The following is a 16,216-nucleotide window of genomic DNA, read 5'->3' on the forward strand; positions in this document are numbered from 1 at the left end:
TTGCGTTGGCATGTTTGCGCTGGCGTGTCTGCAGACGGCAAGTCCGCTAGGTCATCCCGGCGGGTCTAGAGGGGAACCGACCACTCCAGGCTGGTGCCGGCGTCGGGGGCGCTCGTGATAGTGCACTCGCCGTCGAGCATCCGCGCCCGGTCCTCGAGATTTGTCAGTCCATTGCGTTTTCCGGGATGGGCGAATCCGGAGCCGTTATCGCTGATCACCACGGTCACCCGGCCCTTCACTACGGCAACGGAGACCGAGATCGTGTCCGCGCCGGAGTGCCGGATTGCGTTGCTGAGGCCCTCGGAGACCACCGCAACCACGTTGTCGGCCTTGTCCGGTGTCACGGCGTCCACCGGTCCGGTGATGGTCAGGCGCGGCGCAGTGGGCATGGATTTTGACGAACTTCGCGTGACCCGGCGGATCCGCCCGCTCAGCAGTTCAGTGACGCCGGTGTTGCTCTTCAACGAGTAGATGGTGTCGCGGAGGCTTCGAATCGCCTCGTCGAGTTCGCCCGTGATGGTGCGGATCCGCTCCAGCGCCAGCTCATCCTTGGTGAAGCGGGTGAGGCTCTGCACGCTCAGCCCGGCGGCAAAGAGCCGCTGAATGACGAGGTCGTGCAGGTCCCGGGCGATCCTGTCGCGGTCGGTGAAAACCAGGAGTTCTTCACGTAGCCGGTGCACCCGGGACAGCTCCAGGGCGAGGGCCACGTGGGAGCCGAACACCGCCCCCATCTCGACGTCGGTACGGGCATAGGGCGACGAGTCCTTGTTCCGCGCCAGCAGGAGGAGCCCATGGTGGGCGCCCTGGGTACTCAGCGCCACCGCCAGCAGCGGCCCGGTGATTCCGGCGTCAATCTCACCGACCACCTCGGAAGCGTCGTCAATCAGCACCGGCTCGCCGCCCTCAAGAACTCCTTCCAGGAGCTCGGATTCCAGGCGCAGCGACCTACCAGAAAAAGCCGGACCGCGTTCCCCGGCGACGCCGACCACCACGTGGCCCGGGCCGTCGACGGCGGTCGCCACCAGCAGGGCAAGATTGGAAGCGGACTCCTGGAGCGCACGGCCGGCAATCGGATCCAGGCCCTCCGAAGTGTAGTCGCGGTCCAGGCTCAACATCAGCCCGGAGACGTCCATGCTGGCTTCCAGCCAGCGTGCCCTGCGGCGTGCGTCGTCGTACAGCCGGGCGTTCTCAATGGCGACCCCGGCTGCTGCCGCCAAGGCCACGGCCAGGGCCTCGTCTTCGGCGGTGAAGTCCTCCCCGCCTTCTTTTTCCGTGAGGTAAAGGTTCCCGAAGACCACGTCCCGGACGCGCACCGGGACGCCCAGGAAAGACTTCATGGGCGGGTGGTGCGCTGGAAACCCGAACGACTCCGGGTGCTGGCGAAGATCGTGCAGCCGAAGCGGCCGGGGCGCGGAGATCAGCAGGCCAAGCACACCGTGGCCGGTCGGCAGCGGGCCGATCTGGCGGGCGAGTTCGCCGTCGATGCCGACAGTGATGAAGTGGCTCAGTGCGCGGTCAGGGCCGATGACGCCCATGGCCCCAAAGCGGGCATGTAACAGCCTGCAGGCGGACTCGACCACCCGTTCCAGGACAGCGTCCAGGCTCAGGTCCTCCGCCAGGGCCACGACCGCTTCGAGCAGCCCGGCCATGCGTTCCTTGGACTGGAGGAACTCTTCCGTCCGGGCGGCGACCCCCCTGAGTATTTCTTCCACCCCGGGATCTTGCTCGGACACGGTATGGCCTGAACCATCACCGGTTGAATGCATGATGTTGCCCCCAAATCGCTCCGGCGCACGTCAACGCTGACGGCCTGATGCCACAATACCGCGAACAGCCCGAAAGGTCCCTAGAAATCCCAGTTTATCGGCCTGTGGGACCTTTTGCCCTAGCCTGCGGAAAGCCCGCCAACGTAGGCTCGGCCGCATGAGCACTGACGCGAACCCGGGCGGCAACCAGCCCAAAGACCAGACCCACGCTGTGGAAAATCTCGAACCTCACGAATGCTGGCGGCTCCTGCGCAGCGTCACGGTGGGCAGGCTGGCGGTCTGGGTGGACGACCATCCGGATATCTTCCCCATCAACTACAAAGTTGACCACGGGACACTGGTGTTCCGGACCGCGGAGGGCACCAAACTGCAGGCGGCAACCGGAGACACGCCTGTCGCGGTGGAAGCCGACGGCGTTGACCCGGGCACCGGGATCGCCTGGAGCGTGGTGATCAAGGGCCAGGCGGCGCCGGTGAAGAACCCGGAGGAAGTCATGGATACTGTCGGCTTGCTGCTTTTCCCCTGGCAGGCCGGAAAGAAGGAACACTTTGTCCGGATCACGCCGGACACCGTCACCGGCCGGCGCTTCAAAGTCGTTCCCCCGATGACCTGGTGGACGCCCCTGGACGACGCCACCCGGTCCGGCCTCGAGTAATCGCCCCGGCAACGCTGCGTACGCCGTACGGGGCGGCTAGGCGGGGCGGCGGCTAGGCGAGACGGGTGATCTCCACGCTGACGCTCAGCGCCGATCCCCCGCCCCCGGACAGGATGCCCTTCAGCGGCGGCACGTCCCGGTAGTCCCGGCCCCGGGCCACGGTGACGTGGAAGTCCCCCGCAGGCTTGTGGTTGGTCGGGTCCCAGCTGCGCCATTCGCCGTCCCACCACTCGAGCCACGCGTGGGATTGGCCGGCAACCGCCTCCCCGAGCTCCGCCGTCGAGCGCGGGTGCAGGTAGCCGGACACGTACCGGGCCGGGATGCCGCAGCTGCGCAGGGCGCCGATGGCGAGGTGTGCCAGGTCCTGGCAGACGCCCTGCCGCTGGTCCCAGGCCTGCTCGGCGTTGGTGGTGACGCCCGTGGAGCCCTTCATGTACGTCATTTCGCCGCGCATCCAGGCGAAGACCGCCAGGGCGGCCTCGTGCGGCGACTTGCCCTCGACGACGCCGGGAATGATGCCGAGCACCTCGGAGCCGGGACCGGTCAGCTGGGACTGCGGAATCCAGTCACTGAACTGGTTGAGCGTCTCCGGGGCGGCCAGGGCATCCCATCCGACAAGGTTGGCCTCGGCGGCAATCCTCTCGACCCGGTGCACCTCAACGGTGGTGGTGGAGAGGACCTCAAGGTGATCATGCGGCATCTGCATGTCGAAGGCCGTCACCCGCGTCCCCCAGTAGTCGCGGTAGCTGCTCAGCGCCGCCTGCGAGGGCGAAACCTTCATGGAGGACTCCAGCACCACCTGCTGCGGGTCCGTCAGCGGGGTCATCCGTGCCTCGTTGTAGGACAGCGTGACGCGCTTGTTGTACTTGTACGCCGTCTTGTGGACGATCTTCAGCCGGGTCATGAAACTTCTCCCACCCAGGCCAGTTCGTCTGCCTGATTGAAGTACTTACGGGAAATGGCGTCCGAGGCCTGCGAAACGGCCTTTTGCACGCGTTCCATGTGCTCCGGGAGCTCCGCCATGAGGTCATCGGTGCGGTGGAACTCGAGGAACGTGCGGGCCTGGCCGACAATCCGGCGGGCGTCGTTGATGAACCCCACCCGCTGGGCCGACGGGTCGAGCTTCGCCAGGCACTCATCGGCGTCGCGCAGGGCGTAGACGATCGACCGCGGGAACAGCCGGTCCAGGAGCAGGAATTCCGCCGCGTGCTGGTCGCCGAACGCGGCCCGGCGGGTCCGCAGGAACGATTCGTACGCGCCAGCGCAGCGGAGCATGTTCACCCAGGACATGCCGGCCGAGAGGACGTCGCGCGTGGAGAGCATGCGGGCTGTCATGTCCGCGCGCTCCAGGGAACGGCCCAGGACCAGGAACAGCCAGCTCTCGTCGTGGCTGACAGTGGTGTCGGCCAGGCCGCTGACCATCGCGGTACGCTCCAGGACCCAGTTGCAGAAACGGTAGGTGCCCACGACGTCCTTGCGGTGCTGATTCAGCCCGTAGTACGTCGTGTTGAGGCTTTCCCAGAGCCCGGACGAGACGGTCTCCCGGGCACGGCGGGCGTTTTCCCGGGCTGCGCCGAGCGAGCCGGCAATCGACGTCGCGCTCTGCTTGTCGTACGCAAGCGCGTTCAGCAGCTCGGTGAGGCCGAACTCCTCGCTCTGCGGGCGTGCGCCCATCACGGCCAGCAGTTCCTGCGCTACGCTGCGCTGCTCCGCCATGGGCAGGTGATTGAGCCGCTCGAGGTGCACATCGAGGATCCTCGCCGTGCCGTCCGCCCGTTCCACGTAGCGGCCGATCCAAAACAGTGACTCGGCAATACGGCTAAGCATTCGCGGTTACCTCCTGCGCGTCAGAAATCTGCTGCTGTTGCTGCTCTTTCTGGCTGTCACGCCAGTTGCTCTCCACCGGCCAGACCGACACCCGCTCGCGGACCGCGACGGCAGGCCGCGGGATGACCTCAACCGGGACCTGCGGCGAATCGGCCAGGACCCAGGTGTCCTTGGAGCCGCCGCCCTGGCTGGAGTTGACGATCAGGGAGCCTTCCTTGAGGGCCACCCGGGTGAGGCCTCCGGGGAGGACCCAGACGTCCTCGCCGTCGTTGACCGCGAACGGGCGCAGGTCCACGTGCCGGGGGCCGAACTTGTCGCCGCTGAGCGTGGGGACGGTGGACAGCTGCAGCACCGGCTGCGCTATCCACCCGCGGGGGTCGGCGATGATCCGCTTGCGCAGGGCATCGAGTTCGTCCTTGGACGCGTCCGGGCCGATGACGAGGCCCTTTCCGCCGGAGCCGTCGACGGGCTTGACCACGAGCTCGTCAAGCCGGTCCAGGACGTGCTCCCGGGCTTCCTTTTCCTCCAGGCGGAACGTGTCCACGTTGGCGATCACCGGCTCTTCACTGAGGTAGTACCGGATCAGGTCCGGAACGTAGCTGTAAACGAGCTTGTCGTCGGCGACGCCGTTGCCCACGGCGTTGGCAATGGTGACGCCCCCGGCGCGGGCCGCATTGACCAGGCCAGGGCAGCCGAGCATGGAATCGGCCCGGAACTGCAGGGGGTCCAGGAACTCGTCGTCAATACGTTTGTAGATGACATCCACACGCTGCTCCCCTGCTGTGGTGCGCATGTAGACCCGGTTGCCACGGCAGATGAGGTCGCGGCCCTCGACGAGCTCCACGCCCATGAGGCCGGCCAACAACGTGTGCTCGAAATAGGCGCTGTTGAAGACGCCGGGGGTCAGGACCACCACGGTAGGATCGTCGACGCCGGCGGGCGCGGTTTTGCGCAGCGCGGACAGCAGCCGGCGGGGGTACTCTTCGACCGGGCGGATGAGCTGCTGGCCGAACGCCTCGGGCAGGCCCTTGGCCATGGCCCGGCGGTTCTCCAGGACGTAGCTGACACCGGAGGGCACGCGCACGTTGTCCTCAAGGACCCGGAAGGTGCCCTCGGCGTCCCGGACGACGTCGATCCCGGAAATGTGCACGCGCACGCCGCCGGCAGGCTCAAAACCATGCACCTGGCGGTGGAAGTGCGCGCTTGTGGTGACAAGCTGGCGCGGGATGACACCGTCGGACACCACGGCCATCTTGTCGTAGACGTCGTTGAGGAACGCTTCGAGGGCCCGGACACGCTGGGCCACGCCGCGCTCCAGGACGCTCCATTCGTCAGCCGGGATGACCCGGGGGACGATGTCCAGGGGGAAGGGCCGCTCCTCGCCCGCGAAGTCGAACGTGACGCCGCGGTCCAGGAAGGTCCGCGCCATCGAGTCGGCGCGGGCACTGACATCGGCCAACGAGAGTTCCCGCAGGGCCACGGCGACCTGCCCGTATGATTTCCGGGCCTGCTGGCCGGGGGCAAACATCTCGTCGTAGGCGCCGGTGCGGCCGGCAGCCTCGGAGTAATCCTGGAATAGGTCAGACATGGTGACAAGCCAACCACTTTTTCGTTACGAAATCATTTCGGCGCCATGCGCCGCGACCTGCACTGTGATCGGCGCACCGCCGGGCCGCCGTCGGGGCAGTTCCGCCGGGACGCCGGCCAGGTCCGCGTGCCGGCTGGCCACGCGGCGTGCCGGGCGGCCACAGTTACTGTTTTGCCGCCGCGTACGGCAATGTAGGGGCGTGCCCCCCACCAGATCCGCAGCCGCAGCCGCGCCAGGCCTGCTCACCGCCGCCGCGGCCGTTGCCGCGGCCGTCGCCGTCCATCTGCTCCTCCCCGCTGTGCCGGCGATGACCCTGGCCGTGGTTCTCGGTCTCCTCGCGGCGAACCTTCCGGGCGTGGCGGCCTGGACCGCGGGGCCGGCGCGTCCCGGACTCGACTTCGCCGGCAAGCACCTGATGCGGGCCGGAATCGTGGTGCTGGGCCTGAAGGTCAGCCTCGGCGATGTGCTCGGTCTCGGCTGGGCTGCGCTGCTGCTGATCGCGGCCGTGGTGCTGGCGGCCTTTGCGGGCACCTACGGGATCAGCAGGCTTTTCCGGCTCCCGCCCCGCGTCTCGCTGCTGGTGGCCACCGGATTCGCCATTTGCGGGGCATCCGCGATCGGTGCGATGGCGGCCGTGCGCCGGATCCGGCAGGAGGAGACCGTCCTGCCGGTCGCGCTCGTGACGCTCTGCGGGACGCTGGCGATCGGGGTGTTGCCGCTGCTCGCCCGGCCGCTGCGCCTCGATGCGGAGATCTTCGGGGCGTGGACAGGCGCCTCGGTGCACGACGTCGGTCAGGTGGTCGCCACCGCCCAGACCGCCGGCGCCACCGCACTGGCGGTCGCCGTCGTCGTCAAACTCTCCCGGGTGATCCTGCTGGCGCCGGTGGTCGCCATCGCGGGGTTCCACCACCGTCTGGGCGCCGGAGCCGGGGCTGCCGCCCGGCCGCCGGTGATCCCGCTGTTTGTGATCGGATTCGTGGCCCTGGCCGGCCTCCGCACCACCGGCTGGCTGTCCCCCGCGGTCCTGGACGCGGCCGCCGCCCTCCAGGACGTCCTGCTGGGCATGGCGTTGTTCGGGCTGGGCTCAGCCGTCCGCGTGCGGCAGCTCCTCCACACCGGCGGCCGTGCGCTGCTGGCAGCGCTGGCGTCATGGCTGTTGATCGCCCTGCTGGGCCTCGCCGCGGCTTTCCTGATGTTCCCGGCTGCCTGACTTCCCGCCTTCCTGATGAGCCCGGGGCGTGATCCGGCACACAGGCTGCCGTGATTAGATAGCTTGGTGTCGAATCAGAATCTGAACCGCGACGAGGCCGCGGCCCGTGCCGCCCTCATCACCACGCACAGCTACGACGTCTCCCTTGACGTCCGCCAGGCAGCTGACCCCAGCGTCGCCGGCTATACGAGCCGGAGCGTGATCACGTTCTCGGCCAGCGAAGCCGGAGCGTCCACTTTTGTGGACTTCATCGCGGGCAGCGTGCACAGCGTCTTCCTCAACGGAAAGGGCCTGCCGGTAGCCGACGTCGTGGACGGGTCCCGGATCCGGCTGGAGAACCTGCAGCCGGAGAATCAGGTCACCATTACCGGCACCGCCCTCTACAGCACCTCCGGCGAGGGCATGCACCGCTTCGTGGATCCCGCCGACGGGCAGTGCTACCTCTACACGCAGTACGAACCCGCCGACGCCCGCCGGGTCTTCGCGAACTTCGAGCAGCCCGACCTGAAGGCCGAGTTCACCTTCCACGTCATGGCACCCTCCCACTGGCAGGTGTCCTCCAACGGAGCAGAGGTCCTGCGCACCGAGCTCACGAGCGATCCGGCCACGAGCCGCTGGGACTTCGCCCCCACCAAGGCGATGTCCACATACATCACCACTATCCTCGCCGGGCCCTACTTCAAGGCCCGGGACGCCTGGAGCGGCACGCTGGCCGACGGCACGGTCCTGGACGTGCCGCTGGCGCTCTACTGCCGCGCCTCCATGGCCGCGTCCTTCGATGCCGACGCCCTGTTCCGCCTCACCAAAAACGGGCTGTCCTTCTTCAACGAACTCTTCGACTTCCCCTACCCGTGGGGCAAATACGAGCAGGCCTTCGTGCCCGAGTACAACCTCGGCGCCATGGAAAACCCGGGCCTGGTGACCTTCACGGAAAGCTACGTCTTCACGTCCCGGGCCGCCGATTCGCAGTACCAGGCCCGCGCCAACACCCTCCTGCATGAGATGGCGCACATGTGGTTTGGCGACCTGGTCACCATGAAGTGGTGGGACGACTTGTGGCTCAAGGAATCCTTCGCCGATTACATGGGCACGCTCGGCGTGGACGGGACCACGGACTGGGACACGGCCTGGGTGAACTTCGCCAACAACCGCAAAGCGTGGGCCTACGTCCAGGACCAGCTCCCCACCACGCACCCGATCGTCGCCGACATCCCGGACCTGGAGGCCGCGAAGCAGAACTTCGACGGCATCACCTACGCCAAGGGCGCCTCGGTGCTCAAACAGCTCGTGGCCTACGTCGGCTTCGAGGCGTTCATCACCGGCTCCCGCCAGTACTTCCGGGACCACGCCTACGGCAACACCACGCTCGCCGAGCTGTTGGGGGCCCTGAGCGCCTCCTCCGGCCGCGACCTCGCCGAATGGGCGCGCCAATGGCTCCAGACCTCCGGCATCTCTGCCCTCTCCAGTGAGATCACCCTCACTAGCGAGATAGCAGGGCACGGGGACACGCTCAATTCCGTCACCCTCCTGCAGGACGCCGTTGACCCGGCCACCGGCCGGCAGGAGCCCCGGCCGCACCGGCTGCGGATCGGCCTGTACGACTTTGACGACGCCGGCGCCATGGTTCGCACGGACAGCGTCGAGACAGATCTCAGCGGCGCCCGCACCGAGGTGACCGCCCTGGCCGGAAAACCGCGGCCCGCGTTGCTGCTGGTCAACGATGACGACCTCAGCTACGCCAAGGTCCGGCTGGACCCGCACTCCGAAACCACCGTGCGCAGCTCCCTGGACAAACTCCGCGACCCCATGGCGCGGGCACTGTGCTGGACGGCACTGTGGGACTCGGCCCGCGATGCAGTCACACCGGCCTCCCTCTACGTTGACGCCGTCCAGCGGTTCGGGCCGGCCGAAACCGGAATCGGCGTCCTGCTCAACGTGCTGGGCAACGCCTCGACGGCGGTCGAGCGGTATGTGGCCCGGGGCCAGCGCGACGCCGTGCGCCGCTGCTTCCTCACCGCCGCGGCGGAACAGCTGCGGGCGGCAGCACCCGGGTCCGACCAGCAATTGGCTTGGGCCCGGACCCTGGCGGCCACCAGCCGCTACGACGCCAGCCAGCTGGATCTCCTCCGCGGCATCCTGGACGGCAGCACCGTGATCGGAGGCCTTGCGGTGGATGCCGAGCTGCGCTGGAACTTCTGGCACGCCCTCGCCGCCCACGGCCAGGCCTCCCCGGAGCAGCTGGACCAGGAGCTGGCCGGGGACAACACCGCGGCAGGGAAGTCCGGGCACGCCACGGCCCTCGCTGCCCGGCCGCTGGCGTCGGTCAAGGCTGCGGCCTGGGAGGCCGCGGTCCACGGCACGGGGCTGTCCAACCAGCTCCTGAGCGCCACCATTGCCGGGTTCAACACGGGCGCGGCATCGCTGCTCGCCGAATTCATCGATCCGTATTTCGAATGCCTTGAGCAGGTCTGGGCGGAACGCAGCATCGAGATCGCCGGCCGGATTGTCCGCGGTTTCTACCCCTCGGGACAGGACCTCGACGGCCATGGCGGAACGCCCGAGACCCACGCCGTCCTGGTACGCACCGACAACTGGCTTTCGTCCCATCCGGACGCCCCGCGTGCCCTGCGGCGCATCATCATCGAACAGCGCAGCCATCTGCACCGCTCCCTCACGGCCCAGGCGCTTTCGGCGGAGTGACTCGCGCCATCAACTGCTCCGTAACCGCCCATTTGACGGCTGAAAACGGCAGCTGGGCCCACGCCGGCAGGGTTCCCTGGGCGAGCTTGCGAGACGAGGGGGCCGGTGGGGAGCAATCGATGGGGATGAAGGGCGTTAAGGAACCCGGTGCAGCCACTCTGCGGTGCCGAACTTGGTCCGCACGCGGCGGTTGGCGGCTTCCAGTTCGGCATCGGTGAGTTCGGACGGCGTCGCGGCGTAGCGTTCGGTGAAGACGTCCATCATCGCCGCGACGATCTCGGCGCGGGCCATGCCGGTCTGGCGCCGGAGCGGATCCACACGCTTCTTGGCGCTCCTGGTGCCCTTGTCGGACAGCTTCTCCTGGCCGATCCGCAGCACCTCCACCATTTTGTCGGCGTCGATGTCGTAGCTCATGGTCACGTGGTGCAGCATCCCGCCGTTGGCGAGCCGTTTCTGGGCCGCGCCGCCGATCTTGCCATGCTCCGTCGCGATGTCGTTGAGCGGCACATAGAAGGCGCTGATGCCGACTTTTTCCAGGGCCGCCATCACCCAGGCGTCCAGGAAGCTGTACGAGTCAGCGAAGCTGATGCCGTCCACCAGGGTCTGCGGGAGGTAGAGCGAATACGTGATGCAGTTGCCGGCCTCCATGAACATCGCTCCCCCGCCGCTGATCCGGCGGACCACACTGATCCCGTGCCGGGCGACGCCCGCGGGGTGGAGTTCATTGCGGACTGACTGGAAGCTGCCGATCACCACGGAGGGCTCTTCCCAGTCCCAGAACCGCAGCGTGGGGTTGCGCCGGCCGGCGCCGACTTCCTCGGTCAGGACCTCGTCCAAGGCGACGTTGACGTGGGTGGGCAGAACGGACGGACCGATGATATTCCAGTGATGGTCCGCCCAGCCGGTTGCCTTCGCCAGGGCGCGGCGGACGGTGACCCCTACGGCGTCGGCGGAAAATCCGAACAGCACGGCGTCTTCGGGCAGTGCCGCGGTCACGGCGGCAGCGATATCGGCGGCGCTCGACTCCGCAGGCAGCCCGGTGAGCGCACGGTTGATCGCCGGCAGCGCCTCGTCCGGTTCCAGGAAGAAATCGCCGCTGAGCGAGACGTGGGCCAGCACGCCGTCCACGACGTCGAAATCGGCCACCACCAGTTTGCCGCCGGGGACCTTGTACTCGCCGTGGTGACGGCCGCCGCGGTCGGCGAGGGGAAGGGATGTCATGACATCCATCCTGCCGCATGAAAGCGGGAAACCGGAACGTCGACCGCCCGCAGCCGCCAGAACGCAAAGAAGGCCCGCACCGTTGCCGGTGCGGGCCTTCTACAAGACCTTGGGGAAGAAGATTACTTCTTGCCGCCGAAGCCCTTGAAGCGAGCGTTGAAGCGCTCGACGCGGCCTGCGGAGTCCATGATGCGCTGCTTACCCGTGTAGAACGGGTGGGACTCGGAGGAGATTTCGACGTCGATGACCGGGTAGGTGTTGCCGTCTTCCCACTCGATGGTCTTGGAAGAAGACACGGTGGACTTGGTCAGGAACTTAACGCCGGAAGCCAGGTCGTTGAAAACAACAGCTTCGTACTTCGGGTGAGTATCAGACTTCATAATTGGACCTTTGTTCGCACAACTGGATTTTGCCAGCTGCCAGGTATGAATGGGATGGCCGACGGAAAGCACCGGACGGCCAGCTATCAATCATAGCCGATACCATGCGGGCTGACGAACACCGTCGGCGCACGTCAGCACGTCAGCCAGTGCGGTTTCGGTGCCGCGCCCCACCCCGCGGTTCAGTGGTGCCGCTCAGTCCCGCGGACGGAGCTCCCAGAACGCCACCGCCGATGCCGCGGCGACGTTCAGCGAATCGACTCCGGGGCGCATCGGGATCTTGACGGCGAGGTCGACGGCGGCCAGGGTGCCTTCGCTCATGCCCGCGCCTTCTGTCCCCAGCACCAGGGCCAGCCGTTCCGGCCGGCGGGCCGCGAGCTCGTCGAGGTCGACGGCGTCATCCGTGAGTTCCATGGCCGCCACGGTGAAACCCTGCGCTTGGAGCGCGGCGAGTCCTCCGGGCCAGTCCTCCAGCCGGGCCCACGGAACCTGGAACACCGTGCCCATGCTGACCCGCACGCTGCGGCGGTACAGCGGATCCCCGCAGCGCGGTGAGACCAGGACGGCGTCTACGCCCAGGGCCGCGGCGGAGCGGAAGATGGCCCCCACGTTTGTGTGGTCCACGATGTCCTCCAGCACGGCGACCCGGCGGGCTCCGGCGAGCAGTTCCGGCAGCGGCACCGGGGCGGGCCGGTGCATGGCGGCCATGGCGCCGCGGTGCAGGTGGAAGCCGGTGATTTCCTCAAGCAGCGCCGCGGAGCCGACATAGGCCGGGACCTCCGGGTATTGCGCAAAGACATCGGCCAGGTCCTCGGCCCACTTCTCGGCCAGGAAGAAGGAGCGCGGCCGGTGCCCGGCCGCCAGCGCCCGGCGCAGCACGCGCGAGGACTCCGCGATGTAGAGGCCCTCGGCGGGTTCCCGGACTTTGCGCAGGTGCACATCGGTGAGTTGCGTGTAGTCGGCGACCCGCGGGTCGTCGGCGGATTCGAGGTAGTGAAAAGTCACGGGCGGGTCATTTCAGCGGGTCGTTTCAACTGGTTCATTTCAACTGGTTCCTGGTTCATTTCACCTGGCTCATCTCACCTGATCCATCTCAATGTGGCTATTTGAACAGGTTGGCGGTCATGACGCCCAGCGCCACCAGGCCCAGGGCGAAGATGACGCCGCGCAGGACCACCGGGGAGAGCCGGCGGCCCACCTTGGAGCCGATCACGCCGCCGATCAGGGAACTCACGGCAATCAGGCCCACCACCCGCCAGTCGATCCGGTCGAAGGCGAACAGCAGGTAGGAGCACGCGGCAATAACGTTCACGCCCAGGACCAGGATGTTCTTCATCGCGTTGGCGTTTTGGATGGTTCCGGTCATGAACACGCCCAGGATGCCGACCAGCAGGATGCCCTGGGCCGCGACGAAGTAACCGCCATAGACGCCGGCAAGGTACACCAGCACCACGAGCAGTACACCGTGGCGGCGGTCCCGGATGGCGTGTTCGGGGTTTTCCTCCCGGTTCTTCACCCACCGCTGCAGCCTCGGCTGGAACGCCACCATCAGCAGGGCGAGCACGATCAGGGCGGGCGCGGCGTAGTAGAACACCTTCTCGGGCAGGTGCAGCAGCAGGTAAGCGCCGGTCACTGCGCCCAGCAGCGAGGCAGGCAGGAGCCGGAGCAACTGCTTGCCGCGGCCTGTCAGCTCCCTGCGGTAACCCCAGGCACCGGCGGCATTTCCGGCCACGAGCCCCATGGCGTTGCTGATGGAGGCGGTGACGGGAGGGTAGCCGAGGGCGACCAAGACCGGGAAGGTGACCAGGGTGCCGGAACCGACAACGCTGTTGATGGTTCCCGCCCACAGCCCGGCGAAGAAAATAAAGACGCTATTGAGGAACTCCACGCGCGGACAGCGGCCCCGTCAGCGGCTGGCGGTGGCGCTGTACCGGCCGGCGTTGACGGTGACGTCCAGCGGCAGCCCGAACGTTTCACTGAGGTTTTCAGCCGTGAGGACTTCGGCCAGCGGGCCGGAGGCCACCACACCGCCGTCGCGCAGGAGCATGGCGTGCGTAAAGCCCGGCGGCACCTCCTCGAGGTGATGCGTGACCAGGACGATCGCCGGGGCTGCGTCGTCGCGGGCGAGTTCGCTCAGCCGCTCAACGAGGTCCTCGCGGCCGCCGAGGTCGAGGCCGGCGGCGGGCTCGTCCAGGAGAAGGAGTTCGGGATCGGTCATGAGGGCGCGGGCGATCTGCACGCGCTTGCGCTCACCCTCGGAGAGCGAGGCGAAGGCACGGTTGAGCAGCGGCCCCATCCCCCACTCGTTCAGCAGCCCGAAGGCGCGGCGCTCGTCGTCCCGCTCGTAGCCTTCGCGCCAGCGGCCGGTCACACCGTAGGCGGCCGTGACCACCACGTTGAGGACCTTTTCCTGCTCCGGGATCTGACTCGCCAGCGCGGCCGAGGACAGGCCGATCCGGGGCCGGAGTTCGAAGACGTCCACCGCGCCAAGAACTTCCTCGAGGATTCCGGCCTTGCCGGATGTGGGGTGAATCCGGGCCCCGGCCAGCTGCAGCAGAGTGGTCTTGCCGGCACCGTTAGGGCCCAGGATCACCCAGCGTTCGCCTTCCTTGACCTGCCAGTCGACCTTGTCCAGGAGCGTCTTCGCCCCACGTACCACGCTGACGCCGGCCATTTCAAGAACTTCACTCATAGGAGTAGACACTAGGACAAAACGGCGGGTGACTGATAACCGGCGCCACGGCCTGCCCTGGACCGTCATGCGGCGGCGGCCGGCGCGCAACGGATTCGGGCCGAATAACCCCCGCTCGCTAGGATTGAAGCCATGAGTTTGAACGTGACCGCAGTGAGCTACGGCCTGAAACTGTCCCTGCCCGACATCCAGCGGCTGCGTTCGCTCCTCACGGCCGCGGGGCTGAGCGTCGGCGATGAAACGCGGGGCGGTGACGGCCGCTTCGAGGTGTCCGCGGCCGAGTGTGTACTGGACTCCCCCGCTCCAGGGCCCGGAACGGCCCCCGGGGCCACGTCTCCGACGGTCACGGCGGCCTTGCTGGACGGGCCGCGCCGGGCGCTGGCGGCGTCCGGCATTGACGGCGTGGACACGGCGCTGGTTCCCGCCGCGCTGCGCAGCGCGCCGCGAAAGTTCCTCATCATGGACGTGGACTCCACACTGATCCAGCAGGAAGTGATCGAGCTTCTGGCCGCCTATGCGGGCAAGCGCGAGGAAGTGACGGCCGTGACCGAGGCAGCGATGCGCGGCGAACTGGACTTCGCCCAGAGCCTGCACGCCCGGGTGGCGGTGCTCGCCGGGCTGCCGTCCGACGTCGTTGAGAAGGTCCGCGCCGAAGTCAGGCTGACCGACGGGGCCGCCGATCTCGTGGCGGCGTTTCAGACCGCCGGCCATGCCGTGGCCGTGGTGTCCGGCGGGTTCAACCAGATCCTTCGGCCGATCGCCGAGGACCTGGGGCTGCACTACTGGATCGCGAACGAACTCGAAATCGCCGACGGCGCACTGACCGGGAAGGTGGTCGGCGACGTCGTCGACCGTGCCGCGAAGGAGAAGTACCTGCGCGAGTGGGCCGCGGCCGAGGGCATCCCCATGGAGCACACGATTGCCGTGGGCGACGGAGCCAACGACCTTGACATGCTTGGCGCCGCCGGAATCGGCGTCGCCTTCAATGCGAAGCCGGCCGTGCGGGCGGCCGCGGACGCCGCCGTCAACCTGCCCTATCTCGACGCCGTGCGGTACATCGCCGGCGTCTGAAGCCTGAACCGCGGGAGGCACATTAACCGCCGGATGGCGCTTTAACAACCGGATGGCACGTCGCGGCAATGTTCTTGGCGAACATTGCCGCGACGTGCCATCTCTGCTGGCCGCGGGCCCGAGGGGTTAGTTGGAACCCTTTTCTGCGGCCCTATCGAAGTAGTCTGCCCCGCCGACGTATTCGGTGTGGCCGGTCTCGACGTCGGCCGTGGCCATCTTGGCGACCTCCGCGGCAAACTCCTTGACCGAGTACAGCTTGCCGGCCTCGGCACGGCGGGCCTCGATGGCGCCGGGGTTGGAACGGTCAAGCAGCGTGGCCGTGACGGTGCCCTCGATCATGTCGCCGGAGACCACCACGAGCGAAATTCCCTTGTCCGCCAAGGCGGGCACGAGGTCGCGCAGGGCGTCCTCGCCGGCGCGCTTGCTGCGGGCGACGGGCTCGTATTCGGACATGGTGGCCACCGTGTTGATGAAGTGCGCCTGGTGGCTGGTCACGAAGACCACGCGCGAGCCTTCGGCCATGAGGGGCACCGCGGCGTTGAGCATGTTCACCTGTGCGTCCCGGTTCAGCTTCAGCGCGTAGCCCTCTTCCATGCCCGTCTCCATGCCGCCGGAGGCGTTGAGGACCAGGAGGTCGAGCGAGCCGAAGTTCTCCATGGCGGCACTGGCGAGGGCCTGGACGCCTTCCTGGGTGGTGAGATCCGCCCCGACCGCCACCGCGCGGCCGCCGTCGGCCTCGATCTCTGCGACGACCTTGTTGGCGCGCGGCGCCTTCTGGCGGTAGTTCACCACGACTGCCGCGCCCTCGGCGGCGAGGAACTTGGCGACTTCGGCGCCGATTCCGCGCGACGAACCGGTCACGATCGCAGTCTTGTTTTCCAGCAGTCCCATACAAGCTCCTTTGTTCCAAACGTCCAAACACTGTGGGTCCGCACTCCATCATGCCAGCGGATTGCGGCTTTTCTGTTGTTCAGCGTCCACAAAGAAGCCCCGGCGGCGTAGTTCCCGCGGGCGGCGCGGGCCCCGTCCGCGGGACATGCCCTCCGCCTCCGCCCTGGACTGGACATATGCCCCATATGTCCGACGGCCAGGGCAAGGACTGGACA

General features: G+C 67.6%; 14 protein-coding genes. 4 read left to right on the forward strand and 10 right to left on the reverse strand.

Annotated elements, in window-relative coordinates:
* Positions 1-65: 65 nt before the first annotated feature.
* The gene (locus AB4Y72_RS01725; RefSeq protein WP_441424447.1) at positions 66-1,766 is read right to left on the reverse strand and encodes a GAF domain-containing protein; all 1,701 of its coding nucleotides are present in this window, start codon (positions 1,764-1,766) and stop codon (positions 66-68) included.
* Positions 1,767-1,923: 157 nt separating this feature from the next.
* On the opposite strand from AB4Y72_RS01725, the gene AB4Y72_RS01730 reads away from it, so the two are divergent.
* Positions 1,924-2,421: a pyridoxamine 5'-phosphate oxidase family protein gene (locus tag AB4Y72_RS01730; protein WP_441424448.1), complete on the forward strand. Its 498-nt coding sequence runs from the start codon at positions 1,924-1,926 to the stop codon at positions 2,419-2,421.
* Positions 2,422-2,473: 52 nt separating this feature from the next.
* Here the strand turns inward: AB4Y72_RS01730 and AB4Y72_RS01735 are convergent, their stop codons facing one another.
* Genes AB4Y72_RS01735 through AB4Y72_RS01745 form a run of 3 tightly spaced genes read right to left on the reverse strand, consistent with a single transcriptional unit; the run spans position 2,474 to position 5,836 of the window.
* Positions 2,474-3,325, reverse strand: coding sequence for a transglutaminase family protein (locus tag AB4Y72_RS01735; RefSeq protein ID WP_441424449.1), 852 nt, complete (start codon positions 3,323-3,325; stop codon positions 2,474-2,476).
* Positions 3,322-4,248, reverse strand: a complete 927-nt coding sequence (locus AB4Y72_RS01740; protein ID WP_441424450.1) for an alpha-E domain-containing protein — start codon at positions 4,246-4,248, stop codon at positions 3,322-3,324. Before AB4Y72_RS01740 ends, AB4Y72_RS01735 begins: the two co-directional genes overlap by 4 nt.
* Positions 4,241-5,836, reverse strand: coding sequence for a circularly permuted type 2 ATP-grasp protein (locus AB4Y72_RS01745; protein ID WP_441424451.1), 1,596 nt, complete (start codon positions 5,834-5,836; stop codon positions 4,241-4,243). Before AB4Y72_RS01745 ends, AB4Y72_RS01740 begins: the two co-directional genes overlap by 8 nt.
* A 199-nt stretch (positions 5,837-6,035) precedes the next feature.
* Between AB4Y72_RS01745 and AB4Y72_RS01750 the strand changes: the two genes are divergently transcribed.
* A complete protein-coding gene (locus tag AB4Y72_RS01750; RefSeq protein WP_441424452.1) occupies positions 6,036-7,046 on the forward strand; it encodes a YeiH family protein in 1,011 nt (336 codons plus the stop codon).
* Between the two features lie 66 nt (positions 7,047-7,112).
* Entirely contained in the window at positions 7,113-9,746 is a 2,634-nt protein-coding gene (gene pepN / locus AB4Y72_RS01755; protein ID WP_441424453.1) for an aminopeptidase N, read from the forward strand.
* A 135-nt stretch (positions 9,747-9,881) separates the two neighbouring features.
* On the opposite strand, the gene AB4Y72_RS01760 is transcribed toward pepN, so the two are convergent.
* From AB4Y72_RS01760 to AB4Y72_RS01780, 5 genes are all read right to left on the reverse strand, one after another.
* Positions 9,882-10,967 (reverse strand): lipoate--protein ligase family protein, encoded by a 1,086-nt coding sequence (locus AB4Y72_RS01760; RefSeq protein ID WP_441424454.1) that lies wholly within the window; start codon positions 10,965-10,967, stop codon positions 9,882-9,884.
* A gap of 122 nt (positions 10,968-11,089) precedes the next feature.
* Positions 11,090-11,347 (reverse strand): type B 50S ribosomal protein L31, encoded by a 258-nt coding sequence (locus tag AB4Y72_RS01765; protein ID WP_090956047.1) that lies wholly within the window; start codon positions 11,345-11,347, stop codon positions 11,090-11,092.
* Between the two features lie 195 nt (positions 11,348-11,542).
* The gene (locus tag AB4Y72_RS01770; protein WP_441424455.1) at positions 11,543-12,352 is read right to left on the reverse strand and encodes a TrmH family RNA methyltransferase; all 810 of its coding nucleotides are present in this window, start codon (positions 12,350-12,352) and stop codon (positions 11,543-11,545) included.
* Positions 12,353-12,449: 97 nt separating this feature from the next.
* Positions 12,450-13,235, reverse strand: a complete 786-nt coding sequence (locus AB4Y72_RS01775; RefSeq protein WP_441424456.1) for a sulfite exporter TauE/SafE family protein — start codon at positions 13,233-13,235, stop codon at positions 12,450-12,452.
* A gap of 18 nt (positions 13,236-13,253) precedes the next feature.
* Complete coding sequence (locus AB4Y72_RS01780) at positions 13,254-14,039, reverse strand: ABC transporter ATP-binding protein (RefSeq protein WP_441424457.1); 786 nt, start codon at positions 14,037-14,039, stop codon at positions 13,254-13,256.
* Positions 14,040-14,171: 132 nt separating this feature from the next.
* Between AB4Y72_RS01780 and serB the strand changes: the two genes are divergently transcribed.
* Complete coding sequence (serB, locus tag AB4Y72_RS01785; RefSeq protein WP_441424458.1) at positions 14,172-15,110, forward strand: phosphoserine phosphatase SerB; 939 nt, start codon at positions 14,172-14,174, stop codon at positions 15,108-15,110.
* A gap of 126 nt (positions 15,111-15,236) precedes the next feature.
* On the opposite strand, the gene AB4Y72_RS01790 is transcribed toward serB, so the two are convergent.
* A complete protein-coding gene (locus tag AB4Y72_RS01790; protein ID WP_441424459.1) occupies positions 15,237-16,001 on the reverse strand; it encodes an SDR family oxidoreductase in 765 nt (254 codons plus the stop codon).
* Positions 16,002-16,216: the final 215 nt, after the last annotated feature.

The sequence above is a fragment of the Arthrobacter sp. YAF34 genome, from assembly GCF_052113245.1.
GTDB lineage: Bacteria > Actinomycetota > Actinomycetes > Actinomycetales > Micrococcaceae > Arthrobacter.